Below are 21621 nucleotides of genomic sequence, written 5' to 3'. Positions count from 1 at the left end.
GACAGTTTTTGATTGGTCGTGCCTCAATATTTAGTAAGTCATTGAATTTTAATGAATCTGTGTTTTCAGATTCAATTTATAAAATTTTGTAAATTCAATTACTTATAAAAAGTGTCCGAACCATTGAGAATAAAACTTTCAATAAAACTACGTTTGATCTTTTTAAGCTGTGTACAAGTACTACTTGGCACAGCTTTCTATGAGCACAAAATATGAAAAAAGCTATTATCGTTATACTTGCTATTGCCGTTTTTGCTGGAATTTTAATTAGCAAGCGAATTACAGGCGAAGGCAATACTGTAAAAGTTGAAGTTGCCCACCCGACAACTGGAAAAATCTCTGATTCAATCCTTGCTTCGGGTAACCTTGTTTTCAATACTCAAGTGCAATTGCGCTCAGAAGTAACTGGTCGAGTGGCTCAAGTTTTGGTTGAAGAGGGTCAAACTGTAAAAAAAGGTCAGATCTTGATGAAACTGGATACAAAAGCTTTTGAAGCTGATGTTGAACGCTCTGATGCTGTCGTAAAAGCTAGTAAAATTGCGGTAAGTAGAGCTGAAGTCACGTTAAAAAACCTTGAAATACAGTTAGAACGTAAAAAGAAAATGTTCGAAACAGGACTAACTGATGCAGAAACCTATGACAATTTAAAAAACCAACGAGATCTCGCACGCATAGATATTAAATCAGCTAAAGCACAACTTGAGCAATCTAAAGCTTCACTTTCTATTGCCAAAGACAGACTAAGCAAAAGTGTATTTCGTTCACCGATGACCGGATTGTTGGCTTCAGTCGATATTAAAGAAGGTGAAACAGTCATCGCCGGTACTACCAATATTGTAGGTTCAGACCTAATGTTGATTGCCGATCCTAGTGCAATTCTTGCAGAACTAAGGGTAGATGAAACCGATATTGCCAGCATCAAGCTCGACCAAAAAACAGATATTTTTGCAGCAGCCTATCCCAATAAACCATTTACAGGAAAAGTGATAAATATAGGTACTTCTGCAAAAGTTCAGCAAGGCTCCAATGGTTTGTCATTTAAAGTTAAGGTCTTATTAGATCAAACTAAACGTCATTTGTATGCAGGTATGAGTTGTCGAGCAGAAATTTCAACTTCAACATCAGACCATGTAGTAAAACTGCCTATTGAAGCCATTCATCAACAAGATGACGACTACTATGTTTGGCTCGTTGACTCTGATAATAAAGTTACAAAACAAACAGTCACTGTAGGTATTGCCTCAGATATTGAGCAAGCCATTAATTCAGGTTTATCGACAAAAGATACTGTGGTTATAGGCCCAGCTCGACCTGTGAGTAAATTGAAAGATGGCGATACTATCACTCCAGAACAAACTACGGCCAAAGAAGAAAAAGGTAATGCTGTATGAGCAAGGTGATACAGCTAAATGAAATAACCAAACATTACCAAATGGGTGATCAAACCTTTAAAGCCCTAGATGGAATCAATGTTGATATAGACGAAAATGAATACGTTGCCATTATTGGACCTTCAGGTTCAGGTAAATCTACGTTGATGAACATAATTGGCTGTTTAGATACGCCGACATCTGGTGAATATCATTTAAAAGATAAGCTAGTTGAAAAAATGAGTGAAACTGAGCTGGCGCAGCAACGAAATAAAAGTGTTGGTTTTATTTTCCAAAGCTTCAACTTATTACCGAGAGCCTCTGCACTTGAAAATGTAATGCAGCCTTTAGTTTACCGATTTATTCCACAATCTGAACGTCAGAAACAAGCTTTGGAATCACTTAAACGTGTGGGGCTTGAAGATAAGATCCACCACTTATCAAATCAGCTTTCTGGTGGACAAAGACAAAGAGTTGCGATTGCTAGAGCATTGGTCACTAAACCTCATATTCTACTTGGGGATGAACCAACTGGAAACTTAGATAGCAAAACGACTCAAGACATTATGAAGCTGTTTGACGAGCTTCATGAAGAGGGGCATACCATTATCCTAGTTACTCACGAGCAAGAAATTGCCGATCACTGCCATCGTGTGATTCGTTTAGTTGATGGAAAAGTTGTTGCTGACACACGAAAAAAAACCGAGGAGCGATTACATGTTTAAATCGGCAATCGCAATTATTGAAGGAGTTAAAGCCGCTCTACAAGCAATTAGAGCCAATGCGATGCGCTCTGCCCTAACCTGTTTAGGAATAATTATTGGTGTTGCTTCTGTGGTTACAGTTGTTGCAGTCATGCAAGGGTTTACTAAACAAATCAATGAGCAACTTTCTGATTTATCACCAGACGTCACTTCCATCAAGCCATACGTCGCTCTCGAAGATCAAATGGTTGGAAAGCAGAGTAAACTTAGCTACGATGATTTTTTGTATCTGAAAAACAAAATCAAACAAATTGATGTTATGACTGCAAATATGCTCAGTTTTAACTTCGCAAATGGTGCACAGTACCAAAATTACATCCACAGTGCTCAGGTGATAGGCACTGATAGTGACTATCAAAAACTCTATAAAACTTTCCCTGAAAAAGGACGGTATTTAAGAGAATCTGATGATGAAAAAAGAAGGCGGGTAGCATTAGTGGGGGAAACTGTAATTGAAAAATTACATTTACCCGAGAACCCTGTTGGAGAATACATCAAGTTAGCTGGAAAATGGTTTCACATTATTGGTGTTGGTGAAACTCAAGATAGTTTTCTTGGTTTTGATCAAAATAATTATATTTATATTCCAATAAGTACAATGAGTACATTAGATGGTGGTGATAGAGGCATTATTACGATTAGGTATCGCCTTAAAGTAGGAGCTGATGAAGAAATAGTCAAAAGACAAATCACCAAGATCCTTAGGCAACGCCATAAGATTTCATCAGGTCAACCAGATGATTTTCAATTTGAAACGGCCAAAAAAGCAAAAGAAAGAACAAAAGAACTGACGACGAGTATTACAGGTGTTACTGCTGGCATTGTTGGCATAAGCCTAATTGTTGGTGGTATTGGCGTAATGAATATTATGCTTGTTTCGGTTTCAGAACGTACAAGGGTAATTGGAACGCTAAAGGCACTTGGTGCAACACCCGGCTTTATCATGCTGCAATTTTTGGTTGAGGCCGTGGTTTTATCATTGTTTGGCGGAATGATTGGGCTTGCAATTGGCTATGGCTTATCTGAACTGATATCTTTGATGATACCGAATCTGTCTGACACTCACATTCCAACTTGGGCAGTACTTTTGTCTTTTGGCTTCACTTCCGCAATCGGTATCATTTTTGGTTTAGCACCAGCAATTAAAGCGGCGCGATTAAACCCGATTGATGCTTTGAGATATGAGTAAAGGTGCTGATTTTTCTAGGTGAAAACCAAAAGGGCTATCTTAGCCCTTTTTTGATTAAAAATTATTAATAATCTACTCATTGTTTATCAATCACAATGATTTAATGTGAATTCACCTTTATTCCAAAGTATTAATAGTCAATGGTTCGGACACTTTTTATAAGCAATTGAATTTACAAAATTTTATAAATTGAATCTGAAAACACAGATTCATTAAAATTCAATGACTTACTAAGTATTGAGGCACGACCAATCAAAAACTGTCCGAAGTATTGAATAGTCATGGCAACTGAAATTCATTCTCTCTCACTAATTAGTCAATTATTAGTAAAACAATCTGATGAATCACAATTTCTAGATGCAATAAAAAACTCACATACTTTTAAAGTATTAATGTCACCTTCTGAACAGACAGATTGTGAATCTGTACTTGATGCATTAAATAAGTCAGGAGTCGCTTGTCTTACTACAACGGACAATGATTTAAGCCTAAAACTTTGCTTAAATATGGTTAGATGCGTTGAAGAACACTTAATATGGGAGCTTAACCAAAATAATTTAAAAACCATGTGTATATCTCACACTGAGTATCCATGCCTAGAATTTTGCTTCGAACAAGATAAATCAACTTCTCCCAAAGATATTACAGCAATTCATAACGACTCAGCTGACCAAGACAAATTACGTGTTTTCTCGGAAATCATCGCCGCGAAGAAAAATAACCTATTTTTATTAGCAAATCGACAAACATCAACAATGCCGTTCTGGGAAGTTTACAAATCCAAATACAATGAGGAGTCTTCAGAAAATGCATGTATTAGACAAGAAAAAGCAAGAGAATTAGATCATTGTTTTATTGAAAACATGGAAAAAAATGAATTACACATTTGTGGAGAACAGAATCAAAATTTCGATATATCACAAATTGGAGTCACTTATTTTTTTCGCTTAAATGGATCAAAAGAATGGCATGTTTTCAGTATTAAACCAGCTGACCACACTACCAACAGTATGATTTGGTGCTGTAAAGTGAGTGATGCTTGTTGGCAAGAGAGATGGCAAGATATAAAACCTATCATGCCATCTCAAGTTAAAGCAGAACTAAGAACGTCTTAGCTTTTTTTGAACAGCAATGAGCCGTTTGTACCACCAAAACCAAACGAGTTACATAATGCGTATTCTAATGATACGTCTCTTGCTGTGTGAGGAACAAAATCCAAATCGCAGCCTTCATCTGGGTTATCTAAGTTGATGGTAGGCGGTACTACTTGGTTTTGTAGAGCTAATAAGGTAAAGATCGCCTCAATCGCACCAGCTGCACCAAGTAAATGCCCTGTCATTGACTTAGTAGAGCTCACCATTAAGTTATAAGCATGCTCACCAAATATTGACTTAACTGCTGCGGCTTCAGCTTTATCGCCTGCTGGAGTTGAAGTGCCGTGGGCATTAATATAACCAATCATATCTAATGGAAGTTGCGCATCATTAATGGCATTTTGCATCGCAGTAGCTGCACCTTCTCCGTCAGCTGGGGGTGAAGTCATGTGGAAAGCGTCACCGCTCATACCAAAGCCAACCAGCTCACCATAAATTTTTGCGCCACGTGCTTTAGCATGTTCGTACTCTTCCATTACGATCATCCCAGCACCGTCACCGATAACAAAACCATCACGGTCTTTATCCCATGGACGGCTTGCTGCTTGTGGATCGTCGTTACGAGTAGAAAGCGCTTTAGCCGCTGCAAAACCACCAACCCCCATTGGGCTGGTTACGTCTTCAGCACCACCTGCGATCATTACATCTGCATCACCATAAGCGATTGTACGAGCTGCAAAACCAATGTTATGAACACCTGTAGTACAAGCTGTAGTTACCGCAAAGTTAGGGCCTTTCATGCCGTATTTGATCGACACATGACCAGCAATCATATTAATAATGGTGCTTGGCACAAAGAAAGGAGAAATTTTACGTGGGCCACTTTTTAGATAGGCAGCGTGATTTTGCTCAATCAGAGGCATCCCCCCCATACCTGCACCAATAGCTGTACCTACACGGCCAGGGTTTTCTTGGCTCATATCTAAGCCAGAATCTTCGATGGCCTGAATACTTGCAGCCATACCATATTGGATAAATTTATCCATCTTGCGAGCATCTTTCTTAGAAAGATATTGCTCAACATCAAAATCTTTAATTGAACCGCTAAAGCGAGTGGTGAGTTCACTGGCATCAAAAGAGGTAATAGGTGCAATACCACTTTTACCAGCAACAAGCGCTTCCCAAGTGCTTTGAACGGTATTTCCTACTGGAGTGATCAAACCAAGTCCAGTAACAACTACACGACGTTTAGACACAATATTTACCTTAAATCTTAAGCTAAAAAGGACATCATATTACCATTCACATTAATTAGCTGTGCATTTTCGAAAAGAATTAGCAAAGGAAATACAAGGTGCAATGACGAATCATAGCCGTAGCTATGCTGAGGAATTGCAACGATGCAGTTATAAAGCTAAGGCTTTTCTAGAACATAGTTAAGTGGTAGTAATGGTATTAGCCCTAAAACAAAACAGGCGGCAATAAATGCCGCCTGTCTTTGAAAATTCAGTATTACTGATTGTTGTTCACATAGTCGATCGCTGCTTGAACAGTAGTGATCTTCTCTGCTTCCTCATCAGGGATTTCGGTGTCAAACTCTTCTTCTAGAGCCATAACCAACTCAACGGTGTCTAGAGAATCTGCACCTAAGTCATCAACGAAAGATGCTGCAGGCTTTACGTCTTCTTCTTTAACGCCTAGTTGCTCAATAATGATTTTCTTTACACGTTCTTCGATGTTGCTCATTAGTTTTCTTTCCTATTCAAATTACGCACTTGCGTAAGCTTGGGAGTAGTTTATTCGATTCAGCCAACATTGCAACCCCGTATTTTGTGGTCTAACCACGATTTTTAGGAATTGTTCAGCTTATCGCCACTCAGTTAACGCAGTTCCCTGCTGAATATAGTGAATCTGCTATACCATATACATTCCGCCATTCACATGCAACGTCTGCCCAGTGATATAAGCGGATGAATCTGAAGCTAAAAATAGAACAGAACTTGCAATTTCTTGAGCCTGCCCTAGTCGCTCACTTGGAACCTGGGTCAAAATAGCTTTTTGTTGTTCTTCCGTCAACTCGTCTGTCATATCTGTTTGGATAAATCCAGGCGCAACAGCATTAACCGTGATATTACGAGACGCAACTTCCTTAGCTAAAGACTTGGTAAAACCTATCAAACCCGCTTTTGCAGCGCAGTAGTTTGATTGTCCAGGATTACCACTGCTACCTACTACCGAACCAATGTTGATGATACGACCATTACGCTTTTTCATCATGGCGCGCAATACAGGCTTAGTTAAGCGGAATAATGAGTTTAGGTTGGTATCAATGATATCATTCCATTCGTCGTCTTTCATACGCATCATTAAGTTATCACGAGTAATGCCTGCGTTATTCACTAGAATATCAATGTCACCTGCTTTTTCTTTGATCTGGATGAACAAATTTGCAACAGATTCTTTATCGGTAACATTTAATACCAATCCAAAACCTGACTCCCCAAGATATTCTTGAATTGCAGCCGCGCCACGTTCACTTGTTGCGGTACCAATAACAGTTGCACCTGCTTGAGCTAGTGTTTCAGCCGTTGCACGACCAATACCACGACTGGCGCCAGTCACTAATGCAACTTTACCTTCTAAATTAATGCTAATGCTCATTTGTTTTTCCTTATTCTGTCAACGCAGCAATTGATGCTGAATCATTAATTGCTTTAGCCGACAGAGCTTTATTAATTCGTTTAGTTAAACCTGTTAATACTTTACCTGGGCCAAACTCATATAATTCGCCAACACCCATTTCAGCCATTACCGCTACTGACTCGCTCCAACGAACAGGACAATACAGTTGACGAATCAGTGCATCTTTAATCGCTTCTGGCTCAGTTGGTGTTGCCACATCAACGTTATTGATCAATGTAATTGCAGGTTGATTAAATTGAATTTCATTTAATGCTACCGCCAGCTTGTCAGCAGCAGGTTTCATTAATGCGCAGTGTGATGGCACACTTACAGGCAAGGCAACTGCCATTTTAGCGCCCGCTTCTTTACAAGCTGCGGCTGCACGTTCAACAGCATTCTTCTCACCAGCAATAACCACTTGACCAGGGCTGTTGAAGTTTACAGGGCTTACTACGTCGCCTTGAGCCGCTTCTTCACACGCCTTAGCAATAGCGTCATCTGCAAGGCCGATAATCGCAAACATTGCGCCAGTTCCCGCCGGAACCGCTTGCTGCATTAATTGACCACGAAGTTCAACCAGCTTGATTGCATCTTTAAAGCCGATTACACCAGCACAAACAAGGGCTGAGTATTCACCCAAGCTGTGACCTGCAACCACTTCTGGCTGAGGCTTACCAGACGCTTGATATACACGCCAAATAGCAACACTTGCCGCCAACAAAGCAGGCTGAGTTTTATCTGTTTGATTTAGCGATTCTGCCGGACCTTCTTGAACTAGCTTCCATAGGTCATAACCTAACCCTTCACTCGCTTCTGCGAATGTATCGGTAACGATTGAAGAGCTTTCTGCCAGATCAGCTAACATCCCAACCGCTTGTGAGCCTTGTCCCGGAAAAACAAATGCCATTTTAGACATAATTCAATTCCTATATTTTTATAACTATTCTAAAAAACTTATTCAGTCAGTTTAATAGCTTACCAACTGAAAACAATGACTTATTTTCTAATATTGAAATTGGCTTGATATGATATTGCGAGATAAAACCAATGCAATCAATAGGTGGAATAGTGTAATAAGCAAACCATCCGTGACAGGAAGTCACGGTCGTCAGCACAAGGATGTGCGCTTCAGTTTGCGTTTACACTATTTCACACTCAGCAACCATCAAACAGCACAAATTAGTTATTAAAACTTCACTAAAGCGCTGCCCCAAGCAAAACCTGCTCCGAACGCTTCGAGTAATAATGTTTGACCACGCTTAATACGACCATCACGAACCGCTTCATCAAGTGCGATTGGTACTGATGCCGCAGAGGTATTACCATGCTTGGCTAAGGTCAATACTACCTTATCCAAACTCATGCCTAGCTTTTTAGCTGTAGCATTGATGATACGGAAGTTTGCTTGGTGAGGAACCAACCAATCAATATCTTCTTTTTCGATATTGTTTAGACGCAGCGTTTCTTGAACAACATGAGAAAGCTTGGTTACCGCAACTTTAAAGACATCATTGCCTTTCATTGTCATGTAGTTTAATGCTTTTTCAGTTTCATGTGGACGAGCAGGGAAAGCACATTTGAGTAAGTCACCTTGGCGACCATCAGCATAAATATGAGTATTAATGATACCAACTTCTTCTGATGCACCCACAACCGCTGCACCAGCACCATCTCCAAAAAGAATAATCGTCGAACGATCTTCAGGTTCACAAAAACGAGAAAGCACATCGGCACCAATCACAAGAATTTTCTTATGGGCACCAGCTTTAATAAATTGATCAGCAATAGAAAGCGAATAAATAAAACCTGAACATGCTGCAGCAACATCAAAAGCGGGAATAGTGTCTAAGCCAAGCATGGCTTGAATTTCACACGCTGAAGCAGGAAATGCATTTTCACCACTAGTGGTACCGCAAATGATCATATCTAATTCATCTGCTGAGACACCAGCCATTTCTAATGCATTGAGCGCGGCTTGGTAACCCATTGTCGATACGGTTTCATCCGTCGCCGCGATGCGACGCTCTGAAATACCGGTTCGTTCTACAATCCATTGGTCAGAGGTTTCGACCATTTGTTCAAGATCTTGGTTGCTGCGCACTTGTACCGGTAAATAACTTCCGGTACCGAGAATTTTTGTATGCATATATCAAATCAGCTTTTCAGGGTCGATTGACCGATTAACGTTGTTATGTTTATTTTGACGATAAACCCTTTACAAAATTGTGACCTAGATAGGATCTTTCAAGGTCTTTGTGCAATATAAAGGATTACTCAGCTTGTATATCAAGCAGAATTGACTCTAATCGTTCACAAATCAACTCGGGAAGTTGTCTTTGAGCCTCTGTAATGGCCAAATTAATGGCGTTCAAAAATGCATTTTCATCTGCATTTCCATGGCTTTTAACAACAATTCCTCGCAATCCTACCAGACTTGCTCCATTGTACTGGTCGGGGTTCATCTGACTTAAAACACTTTGAATTTTAGTGCCTAACAATTTAGAAAGTGTTTTTGCAAACCAGTTTTGAGTGATTTGAGACTTGAGATCTTCAATCAAGAATTTGGCAATGCCTTCTGAAGTTTTTAAGGTAATGTTCCCGACAAAACCATCACAGACAATCACATCAGAGTTACCTGAATAAATTTCATTGCCTTCAATAAAGCCACGATAGTTAACCTGTGGGGATTGCTGTAATAACAGGCCAGCTTGTTGAACTTGGTCGTTGCCTTTTATTTCTTCGATGCCGACATTCAATAATGAAACCGAAGGCGATACAGTTTTATCCACCACTTCGCTGACCACCGAACCCATTACTGCGAACTGAAATAACGCTTCCGAATCACACGAAACGTTTGCACCTAAATCTAAAACATAAACAGGCTTATCAGCAACAGTGGGCAAGCGCCCTATCAGTGCAGGTCGATCAACACCAGGAAGTGTTTTAAGCAGCACTTTAGACATCGCCATTAACGCGCCTGTATTCCCGCCACTTAAACAAGCGTCAGCTTTTTTATCGCGAACCAATTCAATAGCAAGTCGCATCGAGCTCTTTTTTCGATTTCGCAAAGCATGTGCTGGACGATCAGACATGGTAACGATTTCATCGGTATGAATGATTTCGTATCTGGCTGAAATATCTTGAAAAGAAGATGTAAGAGGACTAATTTTGGTTTGATCACCCACCAAAATTATTTTTAAGAAAGGGTTTTGTCTAAGCGCCTGCATTGCGGCAGGCACCGAGACTTGAGGGCCGAAATCGCCCCCCATTGCATCTAACGCAAGCGTCAGATTTTGCATAAGCTTATCAACCTATTACTTGTTGATAACCTTTTTGCCACGGTAGAAACCGTCAGCAGTCACGTTGTGACGTAGGTGCAGTTCACCAGTAGACGCGTCAGTTGATAACTGAGCCGTGCCTAATGCATCGTGTGAACGGCGCATACCGCGCTTTGAACGTGATTTTTTATTCTGTTGTACAGCCATTGCCTGTCTCCTAGGATTACTTGCTCTTCAGTGTTTCTAATACTGCAAACGGATTTGGACGCTCCTCTTGAGCGGGTTCAATCTCGCCTACAACCACATCCTTTGACCCTTGATGACAGGAAGTATCTTCATGCATCGGAATTAAAGGTATGGCCGTTATCAACTCATCTTCGATCAGTTGATGTAAACGTATTTCGCCAATTTCATTGCACTCAATAGGATCATACGCTTCCGGGAGCTCATCGATTTCGGCCTCAGTCTTACAAGGACTGAAACTAAAGTCGACCGTAACCTCAGTATTTAGTTGTGTCATGCAACGCTGACATAGCAGAGTGAGCTCCGTCACAGCCTTCCCTTTCAGGTAGACTATCCCCTGTAAATCAACACCACATTCCAATGACACAGATACATCGGAACAGTCGCCGGCACAAAATTCATTCAATCGTTTTAACTGCTTACCCGGAACAGAACCTTGAATATCAAGGCGACTTTGGGCTGCACGTAACGGATCGATTGAAACCGGTATCTTTACTGTTTGCATAAGGCGCGCATATTATAGTTTGAAAACGCTTGAGTCAAAGAAATTTTATCACCTGCTTCACAAAAAGTAAGTGTTCTTTAGCTTTCGCATTGAAATTAACGGACTGCGGATTTTACCTAAGCCCCGACTTGTAAACAAGCAAACAGCGTCTAAATAAAGTGCAATTAATGAAATCTCTGTATTTACTATTGCTTATTCTCCACTAAGTCTCGCAAAATACACATAGTATTATGAATAAAGTTATATGGTATGAAATCTCTTGTTTTAGCTTCAAGCTCCGAGTTTCGACAGCAACTTCTTAGTAAACTTAAAATACCTTTTAGCAGTGTTTCACCTGATCTAGACGAGTCACCTTTCGAAAATGAAACTGCTGTAGCTTTAGTAGAACGTTTAGCAATTGAAAAAGCAAAGGCTGGTGCCAATTTAATCGGAGGAAATACATCTATTGTCATAGGCTCAGATCAGGTAGCCGTGATTGATGAAAAAATTATTGGTAAACCTTTAACAAAAGCCAACGCTATTAAACAATTGCAATCAGCCAGTGGCAAAAGCATTACCTTTTATACAGGGTTGGCGGTATTCGATAGTGAATCGAAAAAATTAAGTTCATCTGTAGAGCCGTTTACCGTTCACTTTAAACACTTAACGCACCCGCAGATACAAAATTATGTTGAAAAAGAACAGCCATTGTGGTGTGCAGGTAGCTTCAAGAGCGAAGGATTAGGTATTGCATTGTTTGAGAAACTAGAAGGTGACGACCCAAATACTTTGATTGGTTTGCCTCTAATAAGGCTAATTGAACTTTTGAGAGAACATGGAATTGAAGTGATATAGAGAAAGGAGCCATTGCTCCTTTCAATTCTCACCTATTAATTAAGCTCTTTTCAACTTAGCAATCAATTTTTGTAAATCATCATCCAATGGCGCATTAACGGTCATACGCTCTTCCGAATCTGGATGCGTAAATTCAAGTTGCGCTGCATGTAAAAAAAGGCGACGTAAGCCCTGCTCTCTCATTGAATCATCAAATGCTTGTTCACTGTACTTTTCATCACACGCAATAGGATGCCCTGTATATTGACAATGAACTCTGATTTGATGGGTACGGCCTGTCAAAGGGCTGGCTTTCACCAAAGTAGCACCTTGATATTTTTGAACTATTTTAAAGCGTGTTTGTGAAGGCTTACCTTCATTATTCACACGAACAATTCGTTCTCCCGATTTTAAGGTGATTTTTAATAACGGTGCTTTAATCAGTTTATCTTTTTTATCCCACTCACCTTTAACTAATGCCAAGTAGTCTTTTTGCATTTTCTTCTCACGAAGTTGGTCTTGCAAATGTTTCAAGGTGCTGCGTTTCTTCGCAATTAATAAAATGCCTGAGGTTTCTTTATCTAACCTATGCACTAATTCGATAAATTTTTGCTGTGGTCGCAGGCTTCTCAATGCTTCAATAACACCGTAATTAACACCACTTCCGCCATGAACGGCAATACCAGATGGCTTATTCAATGCGATAAGAAATTTATCTTCATAAACTATACGTTGCTCTAAAATGGCAACACGATCTAATTTTGGTGATGGAGCTGCAGTTTCTTTTTGAGAAACTCGCACTGGAGGAATACGCACCAAATCACCGTACTGTAATTTGTATTCAGGCTTGATCCGTTTTTTATTTACCCTTACCTCTCCTTTTCGGACGATACGGTAAATCATACTTTTAGGTACACCTTTTAATTTGGTGACCAAAAAATTATCTATACGCTGACCAGCATGATCTTCATCAATTTCTACAAATTGAACTTTTACGGCTTCTTGGGTAGTCATCTATCACGGTTATATCATTTAGAACTGTGGGCATTGTACAACATGAACAGAATATCATTGATGTTTTATGTAACTTTTTTCACTTTACGTTGCTGATGTTTTTGATTATTGCTATATTTCACCTTTGGAAAGCAGAAATTATGCTAACAATACTAATTTCATTGCTGAGCCAAGCTTGTTTTTCCCACAGAAGAAGTCGTTTGTTAAGGTAGCAATTCATTGAGTTGCAAGCTGAAAAGAAATCAAAAGTAAGAAAACATTGATTATCAGCCAAACCTAAGACTTAAGCCAAAAACACACTGGCTTTATTTGAGAAAAAACAAAGAAACAGAACATTATTTTAACTGAATATCAAACAGTTGTGTTCGATTTGGCATTATTGGAAACATACTAAAGAATTTTGACAGTTAATCTCTGAGTTTGCTGGCACAAAAAAGCAATTTCAATGGTTGATCGGGAACGACACGCAGTGACTGCGTCTGACAAATAACAATTTGCGTACCACATAATTTAGCCTGCACCAAACCGTGAGGTTCGTTGTATAAACAGGCCCATAATGCAATCTACACGCTGTTTGATGATATAAAATAGAAGAATCAAATAATCATGAAACGCATGTTAATTAATGCAACTCAGTCAGAAGAGTTGCGTGTTGCCCTTGTTGATGGGCAGCAACTTTATGATCTGGATATTGAAAGCCCAGGTCATGAACAAAAAAAAGCCAATATCTACAAAGGTAAAATCACTCGAGTAGAACCCTCTCTAGAGGCCGCATTTGTTGACTATGGTGCAGAACGCCACGGCTTCCTTCCATTAAAAGAAATCGCAAGAGAATACTTCCCTGAAGGTTACACTTTCCAAGGCAGACCAAACATTAAAGAAGTGATTTCCGAAGGCCAAGAAGTTATTGTTCAAATTGATAAAGAAGAGCGTGGCAATAAAGGCGCCGCATTGACGACCTTTATCAGTCTTGCAGGTTCTTACCTAGTTCTTATGCCAAACAACCCTCGTGCTGGCGGTATCTCTCGCCGTATCGAAGGTGATGAGCGTACAGAGTTGAAGGCGGCATTATCTCAATTAAATGTACCTCAAGGTATGGGTTTGATTGTTCGCACAGCTGGTGTTGGCAAAGACGCTGAAGAGCTAAGATGGGATTTACAAGTTCTTCAACACCACTGGGCCGCTATTCAAGAAGCTGCGGCTAGCAAGCCAGCGCCATTCTTGATCCACCAAGAAAGTAACGTCATTGTTCGTGCTATTCGTGATTACTTACGTCGTGATGTTGGTGAAATCCTTATTGATCATCAACGTATTTGTGACGAAGCGAAACAGCATATCGCATTAGTTCGCCCTGACTTCGTTGAGCGTGTTAAATTCTATAAATCTGAAGTGCCATTATTTACCCACTTCCAGATTGAATCTCAAATCGAATCTGCTTTCCAACGTGAAGTACGTCTACCATCTGGTGGCTCAATCGTTATTGACCCGACTGAAGCACTAACGTCTATCGATATTAACTCTTCTCGCGCTACTAAAGGTGGCGACATTGAAGAAACTGCACTCAACACCAACCTAGAAGCTGCTGATGAAATTGCTCGCCAATTACGTCTTCGCGACTTAGGTGGTTTGGTTGTTATCGACTTCATCGATATGACACCAGCTAAGCACCAGCGTGAAGTTGAAAACCGCTTGCGTGAAGCTGTTGCAAACGATCGTGCTCGTGTTCAATTAGGCCGTATTTCTCGTTTTGGCTTAATGGAAATGTCTCGCCAGCGTTTACGCCCATCACTTGAAGAAGCGGCTGCGAATTTGTGTCCTCGCTGTCATGGTCAAGGCACTATCCGTGGTACCGAATCTCTAGCGTTATCCATTCTACGTTTGATGGAAGAAGAAGCGATTAAAGAGAATACTTCACAAATCGAAGCCATTGTTCCTGTTGATGTTGCTGCGTTCCTATTGAATGAAAAGCGCAAAGCCATTCGCATCACCGAAAAGCGCCATGACGTTGAAGTCTATGTAATCCCAGATGCTCACATGAGCACGCCTGACTTTAAAGTTGTTCGCCATCGTAAAGACGAAGAAGCTGTCGAAGCCAGCTATAATCGCACCGAGCAGCCAGAGTCGAAACTTTATGAACCTCGCAAGCTTGAGCGTGCAACTAACGATCAGCCAGCATTAAAAGGTTTTAGCGCTCCTAAAAAAGCACCTGTAACAGCTAAAACAACAAAAGCGGCTAAGAAAGAGTCTAAAGGCATCATTGCCTCGATAGTTTCTGCTTTCAAAGGTCTATTCAGCTCAGAAGAAAAAGAAGCTGATAAGAAACAGCAAAACAAAAAGCGCTCCAATCAAGATCGAAATGCTCAGCGTCGTCGCAATCGTAAGAATGATAAGCGTAATTCACGTAATGACCGTGACAACCGCACTAAAAATGAGTCTGTATCTGCCGAATCACAAGAGCGTAAAGAAAGAAATAAACGCAATAACAAATCAGATAATGCTAATCGCAAGTCTGAAAAACAAGTTTCTGAACAGCCTAAGCAGGAAGTGGTTCGCGAACGTCGTCAACGTCGCAATATGCAACGTAAAGTTCGTATCAACACAGAAGTTGAAGAAGTATTAGAGACTTCAGCTGTTGAAGCCCAAGCAGAACAAGTAACTGCATCTGAAGCTAAAGTTGAAAAAGACAACAAAGAAACTAAGCCACGTCAAACTCGACGTAAGCCAAAAGCTAAGGCTGAAACTTCTTCTGAATCAGCTAAACCTGAAAATGAAGCTAAAGAAAAAGCTGAAACAAAGAGAAAACCTAAAGCAGTTGCCACAAGTGATAATGAAAAGCAAAGCACTGGCGAAGTATCGAAAAAAGATACGAAGCCTAAAAAAGCAGAAACATTGAGCTCTGATGACAATCAAGTAACTGAAACTACAGAAGCGGCTCAGCCAGAATCTAATGCTGATGATAAAGAGCAAGGTACGAGACGTAGCCGTCGTAGTCCTCGTCATTTACGTGCAGCAGGACAACGTCGTCGCCGTGATGAAAAGCCTGAAAGTGAAAGCTCTCCAGCGTTTGAAGCACATGACGAAATGCCTGTGATTTATGACTTGTCTCAAATTGATGAAAGCCAACAAGCTGAAAAAACGCAAGCAGCTCCAGAGCAGTTGGATCTTGTTGAAACTTCTGAACAAGCAATTACACCTACCGCTTCAACCAAAGAAACCGAAGCAGAAGCAGAAGTAGAAACTGAAATTGTTGAAAAAGTAGAATCAACTTTCGTTGAGACTAATTCAGAGCCTGAGCAAGAAGTATTGGAGTTTTCAGAGCAAAATGCTGAACAGCAAGCTCAACCCGTAGCCGTTGCAGAAACACAGCCTGTGCCTGAAGCTCAAACCGACGAGATTGTTGATACTTCAAATGAAGTTGAAGCAGAAGCTCCAGTTGAAGCCGAAGTAGAAGCTAAAACTGAGACTGAAATCAGTGCTGATGCAGACGTAGCAGAAAACCAAGCGGAGATCATAGAGTCTCAACATGATCATTTAGTAACTGAAACGTCAGAAAAAGCAGATGTTCAAGACGTAGATGTTGAGTTATCAGCACCGATTGTGGTTGATACTGACGAACCTGAAGTTAAAGAAGAGGCCATAATTGAAGTTAAGCCTCAACCAACACAAAAACGAGTCAGTCGTTTTGTTGGAATGGTCGGTTCACAAACCACAAAACCAACTGTAGCAAAACGCATAGCTGTAGAAACTCCTAAAGGTCGTGACTACTCTGATGTAGTACTTCAAGCACCTTCTAGAACCAGACCAACTAACGTTGCAGGTTCAGAGACAGCTAAAGCATAATAGCTTCAACTTAAGTGTAAGAAGCCATCTTTTGATGGCTTTTTTTCTGTGTCAGCGGTGAATTTTTCTGCTAAAATCGCCGCTTCTTAAATTTCCCGCACTTGATCTATACCATCAAGTTTAAATTACTCAATTTAGAGGTCAGATGTTCGACTTAATACGTCATAAAACAGCTAGCCATAAAGCTGATTTGCTTTCTGGTTTTACTGTCGCATTAGCTTTAGTTCCTGAAGCTGTTGCATTCGCATTCGTAGCCGGTGTAGAACCTATGGTAGGTTTATACGCTGCATTTATTATGGGGTTAGTTACTGCCGTGATTGGTGGTCGTCCCGGTATGATTTCTGGTGCAACTGGCGCGATGGCTGTCGTCATGGTTGCTCTTGTTGCTCAGCACGGTGTTCAATACTTGTTTGCCGCGGTTGTTCTGGCAGGCTTAATACAGGTACTAGCAGGCGTATTTAAACTGGGTAAGTTTATTCGTATCGTACCCTACCCTGTAATGATTGGTTTTGTGAACGGTCTAGCAATTGTGATCTTCTTAGCTCAATTAGGCCAGTTCCAAGTACCTGATGCCAACGGCGTAATGAAGTGGCTTCAAGGTGAGCAACTCTATTTAATGTTAGGTTTAGTGGCTTTAACCATGTTTATCATCCACTTCCTACCTAAAGTAACTACGGCTATTCCATCTTCATTAGCAGCTATCTTGACGGTAACCGCTATCGTAGTTGGGTTTAACCTTGATACTCGTACTGTTTTAGACTTCTTACGCTCAATGAGTGGTGATGACGCAGCGACGATTGCAGGTAGCCTACCAACATTCTCAATACCATCTGTTCCATTCAATATGGAAACCTTGATGATCATCCTGCCTTACTCGTTCATCTTAGCGGCGGTCGGTTTGATTGAATCATTGCTAACACTTACGGTTATTGATGAAATGACCGAAACTCGTGGTAAAGGTAACAAGGAATGTGTTGGCCAAGGTGTTGCAAACATCACTAGTGGCTTCTTTGGTGCTATGGGTGGTTGTGCCATGATAGGTCAATCTATGATCAACATTAACTCTGGTGGTCGCGGTCGTTTGTCTGGCATTACTGCTGCTCTAGCTCTATTGGCTTTCATTCTATTCGGCGCAAGCTTTATTGAAATGATCCCGCTAGCGGCACTGGTTGGTGTGATGTTCATGGTTGTTCTAGGTACATTTGAATGGGCAAGCTTTAAAGTAATGCGCAAAGTCCCTAAACATGATGCCTTTGTGATTGTACTGGTAACAACCGTTACTGTATTTACTGATCTAGCCTTTGCCGTATTTGTTGGTGTTATTGTTTCTGCTCTAGTATTTGCTTGGGAACACGCCAAGCACATCAATGTAAGCACTGAAACTGATGCTAATGGTTGGAAAGTGTATCGTCTAAATGGTCCATTGTTCTTCGGCTCAGTATCTCACTTCCTTGAGTTATTTGACGCTAAAAATGATCCAGAAGATGTGATCATCGACTTCCAAAACTCACGAGTAGCAGATCACTCAGCATTGGATGCCATTGATACTCTTGCCGAACGCTACATTGCTGCTGGCAAAAAACTGCACTTACGTCACTTAAGCGGTGATTGTAAGCAGTTGTTGAGTAAAGCTGGTGATCTAGTTGAAGTAAACTTGATTGAAGATCCACATTATCATGTGGCTGATAACAAGCTGGATTAAATAGTCATGCGATTAAAGAGCGCTAATTGGGCGCTCTTTTTATAAACGCATATTTACAACAGTTAAGGACAACCTGTGTTTTTTCGTTTATGCCTAATTTTTTGCTTAATGTACTCGCTAGCAACAGCTAACTATAGCTTTGGTAAAGAAATCAAAAATGAGGTTGATCTAGAAAGCATTAACTCCAGCATTAAAGCAGTCATTAACAATACCTCAATTCCATTTAGTGGCTCTGTTATCCTACTTAAGCAAGGCAAGCCAATATTAGAACTGCAAAAAGGCAATGGAATAAATGCAGAGTCTAAATTCGTTATTGCTTCTCTTTCAAAGCAAATTACCGCTACTTTGATATTGCAAGCAGTAGATAACGGAAAAATAGATTTAAGCGATTCTCTTAATCACTATCTTTATAAATCAAGCTCTCCATCCGAAAAGAAATACGATGACTCGATCACAATACATCATTTACTTACACATACCTCTGGTGTTCAACCTTTAGGTAAACCTAACTTATTTGCCCCTGGAACCCAATTTAAGTATTCGAATTTGGGCTATTCGCTGTTAGGTAATGTGCTCGAACAAGTCAACAGTCAACCTTTTGACAAACAGCTTTCAGCATTTTCCGCTAAGAATAAACTAGACGGAATACATGCCAGTGTTGGCAGCATCAAAAACATTCAACAAACAGTGTCTGAACTTGCAACAGGTTTAAATGAAATTAACAAACTCACACCTTCGAACTTGATTATTAATGCGTCACAACTTCCTAGCGGTGGATTAATTGCTTCAACAAGCGCATTTGCTTCTTTCCAACACTTATTGCATTCAAGAAAACTCATCAGCCCTGAAAGTTATCAACTGATGACTCAACCTCATACAAAAATCAAATTTCTCTGGCCTAACATGAGCTATGGATATGGCCTAAGGATAAATAAAGATAATAATTTGACTGAATATAGTCACACTGGATACGTTTCAGGATATATGTCAATGTCTCTCCACTATCCTGAACACGAAATAGATCTAGTTATGCTTGAAAATTTGGCTTTGAATCTAAATGATCTCGATAGAGTATTTGAAATTCATAATCAAATACGCCAAACAATCCAAAGGCATTTAAAAGTCATTTCATCAAAATAGCTTCAAACACCTCTTTAAATTTATCCACTTTGGGCTGAATAACTAACTGGCAATATCTTTGCTCAGGGTTCTGAGCAAAATAGTCATTGTGATAATCCTCAGCAGGATAGAATCTATCGAAAATGGTAACTTCTGTCACGATCGGCTTTTCATACACTTGAGCTTTATGCAACTCTTCAATCACTTGATTTGCAATTCTTATTTGCTCATGATCATGGGCAAAAATCACACTGCGATATTGCGGTCCTATATCATGCCCTTGCTGATTGAGAGTGGTGGGATCGTGGCTTTGGAAAAAGGCTTGAACTAAAGTAACAAAATTAACCTGTAATGGGTCATATTCAACATGAACAACTTCCGCATGCGAGGTTTTACCTGAACACACCGCTTTATAATTGGCTTCAGACGCTGCGCCACCACAGTAGCCAGATTGCACCAGCTTAACCCCTTTAATTAATTTAAAAACAGCTTCAGTACACCAAAAACATCCAGCACCAAAAGTGGCATACTTCACCATGCTGGTTAGCTCTTCTTCTGTTGGTACAAAAATCATAGAAACTGAATTAACACAGTGCCGAAGGTTTTTCGGGGTTAAATACTCACCTTCAAATACATGACCTAAATGCCCTCCACAATCGCTACAGACGATCTCGGTTCTCATTCCGTCAGCATCTGGCACGCGAGTCACCGCACCTTGAATTTCATCATCAAAAGACGGCCAACCACAAGAGGAATGAAATTTGTGCACAGAAGTATATAAAGGTGCCTGACATTTTTTGCACAAATAGACACCTTGAGCAGTATTGTTAACCAACTCACCACTAAACGGAGGCTCGGTGCCTTTTTCTTCTATTACAAATTTTTCTAAGTCTGTTAATGGCGTCATGATTTGCTCCTATATATCGATCTGTAATAGGTAAGAAGCGTGATTAACCACACATTCTTTGCAGTATTATTACGTTTTGAGTAGAATGCCCATCCGGGTCATCCAATATAACAATATAGATTAAAATGAAATTAGAAACTATTGATTATCTTGCTCCGGACGCAGCAGAAAAGTTCGTTGAGTCACTTCACAAAATTGGTTTCGGTGTTCTTAGAAACCACCCAATCAATCAAGATTTAGTCGAAACTATTTACAAGGAATGGCATGCGTTTTTCTCAACTGAAGAAAAGTATAACTTTCGCTTCAATGTAGAAACTCAAGATGGATTTTTTCCAGCAGAGGTATCTGAAACGGCTAAAGGTCATACCGTAAAAGACATTAAAGAATATTTCCACGTATACCCTTGGGGACAGATGCCTGACTCACTTCGTGAAAATATTATGGCTTATTACAACAAAGCCAATGAGTTTGCTGAAGAGTTATTAGGCTGGATTGAAAAATATTCTCCATCAGAAGTCGCTGAACACTACACTCAAGCACTTTCAAGCATGGTCCATGAAAGTACACAAACTCTTCTACGTGTTCTTCACTACCCACCAATGAAAGGTGACGAAGAGCAAGGTGCAATCCGCGCCGCAGCTCATGAAGACATTAATTTAATCACCATCTTACCTGCGGCTAACGAACCTGGGCTGCAAGTTAAAGATAAGGATGGTGATTGGCAAGACGTACCAAGTGACTTTGGCAACATCATTATCAATATTGGTGATATGTTACAGGAAGCTTCAGGTGGTTATTTCCCTTCAACTTCGCATAGAGTTATTAATCCTGAAGGCCAAGATAAGACTAAGTCTCGCATCTCATTGCCACTATTCTTACACCCTAAACCTGAAGTTGTGTTATCAGATAGATATACAGCCAAAGAATACTTAATGGAAAGACTAAAAGAGCTAGGGGTTATTTAATCCAGCTTAAAATCGAGTAGGAGGGAGCCTCACGGCTCCCGTCCTCTCACACCACCGTACAAGCGATGTCGCATACGGCGGTTCCAATTATACTGCTAACTTCTTGTACCCTTCTAACAACGAGTACAGTCCCATC

19 protein-coding genes are annotated in these 21621 nt (G+C 40.3%); 9 read left to right on the top strand and 10 right to left on the bottom strand.

The annotated features are described in order from the left end of the window. The first annotated feature begins 212 nt into the window (after positions 1-212). The 4 genes from D5018_RS15335 (at position 213) to D5018_RS15320 (ending at position 4438) form a co-directional block, all read left to right on the top strand. The gene (locus tag D5018_RS15335) at positions 213-1391 is read left to right on the top strand and encodes an efflux RND transporter periplasmic adaptor subunit (protein ID WP_121839877.1); all 1179 of its coding nucleotides are present in this window, start codon (positions 213-215) and stop codon (positions 1389-1391) included. Next, a complete protein-coding gene (locus D5018_RS15330; RefSeq protein ID WP_121839876.1) occupies positions 1388-2095 on the top strand; it encodes an ABC transporter ATP-binding protein in 708 nt (235 codons plus the stop codon). The genes D5018_RS15335 and D5018_RS15330 overlap by 4 nt, the downstream gene beginning before the upstream one ends. After that, positions 2088-3323, top strand: a complete 1236-nt coding sequence (locus tag D5018_RS15325) for an ABC transporter permease (RefSeq protein ID WP_121839875.1) — start codon at positions 2088-2090, stop codon at positions 3321-3323. The genes D5018_RS15330 and D5018_RS15325 overlap by 8 nt, the downstream gene beginning before the upstream one ends. 281 nt (positions 3324-3604) lie before the next feature. After that, positions 3605-4438 (top strand): hypothetical protein, encoded by an 834-nt coding sequence (locus D5018_RS15320; protein WP_121839874.1) that lies wholly within the window; start codon positions 3605-3607, stop codon positions 4436-4438. Here D5018_RS15320 and fabF read toward each other — a convergent pair. The 8 genes from fabF to yceD form a co-directional block, all read right to left on the bottom strand. Then, positions 4435-5673, bottom strand: coding sequence for a beta-ketoacyl-ACP synthase II (fabF, locus tag D5018_RS15315; protein ID WP_121839873.1), 1239 nt, complete (start codon positions 5671-5673; stop codon positions 4435-4437). The genes D5018_RS15320 and fabF overlap by 4 nt on opposite strands. 256 nt (positions 5674-5929) lie before the next feature. Continuing rightward, positions 5930-6163, bottom strand: coding sequence for an acyl carrier protein (acpP, locus tag D5018_RS15310; protein WP_121839872.1), 234 nt, complete (start codon positions 6161-6163; stop codon positions 5930-5932). Between the two features lie 168 nt (positions 6164-6331). Next, positions 6332-7078, bottom strand: coding sequence for a 3-oxoacyl-ACP reductase FabG (gene fabG / locus D5018_RS15305; RefSeq protein WP_121839871.1), 747 nt, complete (start codon positions 7076-7078; stop codon positions 6332-6334). 10 nt (positions 7079-7088) lie between these two features. Then, a complete protein-coding gene (fabD, locus tag D5018_RS15300; RefSeq protein ID WP_121839870.1) occupies positions 7089-8015 on the bottom strand; it encodes an ACP S-malonyltransferase in 927 nt (308 codons plus the stop codon). Positions 8016-8285: 270 nt separating this feature from the next. After that, positions 8286-9245 carry a beta-ketoacyl-ACP synthase III gene (locus D5018_RS15295; RefSeq protein WP_121839869.1) on the bottom strand — a complete coding sequence of 320 codons (960 nt, stop codon included), beginning with the start codon at positions 9243-9245 and terminating at the stop codon, positions 8286-8288. Between the two features lie 124 nt (positions 9246-9369). Then, on the bottom strand, positions 9370-10398 hold the full coding sequence (gene plsX / locus D5018_RS15290) for a phosphate acyltransferase PlsX (RefSeq protein ID WP_121839868.1): 1029 nt from the start codon (positions 10396-10398) through the stop codon (positions 9370-9372). A 15-nt stretch (positions 10399-10413) separates the two neighbouring features. After that, positions 10414-10584, bottom strand: coding sequence for a 50S ribosomal protein L32 (gene rpmF, locus D5018_RS15285; RefSeq protein ID WP_121839867.1), 171 nt, complete (start codon positions 10582-10584; stop codon positions 10414-10416). A gap of 16 nt (positions 10585-10600) precedes the next feature. Beyond that, entirely contained in the window at positions 10601-11125 is a 525-nt protein-coding gene (yceD, locus tag D5018_RS15280; protein WP_121839866.1) for a 23S rRNA accumulation protein YceD, read from the bottom strand. Between the two features lie 249 nt (positions 11126-11374). Here yceD and D5018_RS15275 point away from each other — a divergent pair, with 249 nt between their 5' ends. Then, a complete protein-coding gene (locus D5018_RS15275) occupies positions 11375-11959 on the top strand; it encodes a Maf family protein (RefSeq protein WP_121839865.1) in 585 nt (194 codons plus the stop codon). Between the two features lie 39 nt (positions 11960-11998). Here the strand turns inward: D5018_RS15275 and rluC are convergent, their stop codons facing one another. Next, positions 11999-12952 (bottom strand): 23S rRNA pseudouridine(955/2504/2580) synthase RluC, encoded by a 954-nt coding sequence (gene rluC, locus D5018_RS15270; protein WP_121839864.1) that lies wholly within the window; start codon positions 12950-12952, stop codon positions 11999-12001. Between the two features lie 606 nt (positions 12953-13558). On the opposite strand from rluC, the gene rne reads away from it, so the two are divergent. The 3 genes from rne (at position 13559) to D5018_RS15255 (ending at position 19634) form a co-directional block, all read left to right on the top strand. Further along, positions 13559-16792: a ribonuclease E gene (rne, locus tag D5018_RS15265; RefSeq protein ID WP_121839863.1), complete on the top strand. Its 3234-nt coding sequence runs from the start codon at positions 13559-13561 to the stop codon at positions 16790-16792. 145 nt (positions 16793-16937) lie between these two features. After that, positions 16938-18494 (top strand): SulP family inorganic anion transporter, encoded by a 1557-nt coding sequence (locus D5018_RS15260; protein WP_121839862.1) that lies wholly within the window; start codon positions 16938-16940, stop codon positions 18492-18494. 75 nt (positions 18495-18569) lie between these two features. Continuing rightward, entirely contained in the window at positions 18570-19634 is a 1065-nt protein-coding gene (locus D5018_RS15255) for a serine hydrolase domain-containing protein (RefSeq protein ID WP_243637451.1), read from the top strand. On the opposite strand, the gene D5018_RS15250 is transcribed toward D5018_RS15255, so the two are convergent. Next, positions 19618-20520, bottom strand: a complete 903-nt coding sequence (locus tag D5018_RS15250) for a bifunctional methionine sulfoxide reductase B/A protein (protein WP_121839861.1) — start codon at positions 20518-20520, stop codon at positions 19618-19620. The genes D5018_RS15255 and D5018_RS15250 overlap by 17 nt on opposite strands. Positions 20521-20645: 125 nt before the next feature. On the opposite strand from D5018_RS15250, the gene D5018_RS15245 reads away from it, so the two are divergent. Continuing rightward, a complete protein-coding gene (locus tag D5018_RS15245) occupies positions 20646-21485 on the top strand; it encodes an isopenicillin N synthase family dioxygenase (protein ID WP_121839860.1) in 840 nt (279 codons plus the stop codon). Positions 21486-21621 lie beyond the last annotated feature (136 nt).

It is taken from the genome of Parashewanella curva (genome assembly GCF_003675895.1).
GTDB lineage: Bacteria > Pseudomonadota > Gammaproteobacteria > Enterobacterales > Shewanellaceae > Parashewanella > Parashewanella curva.
Note: the sequence above shows the minus strand (reverse complement) of the source record. Positions and strands in the feature narration are given on the sequence as shown.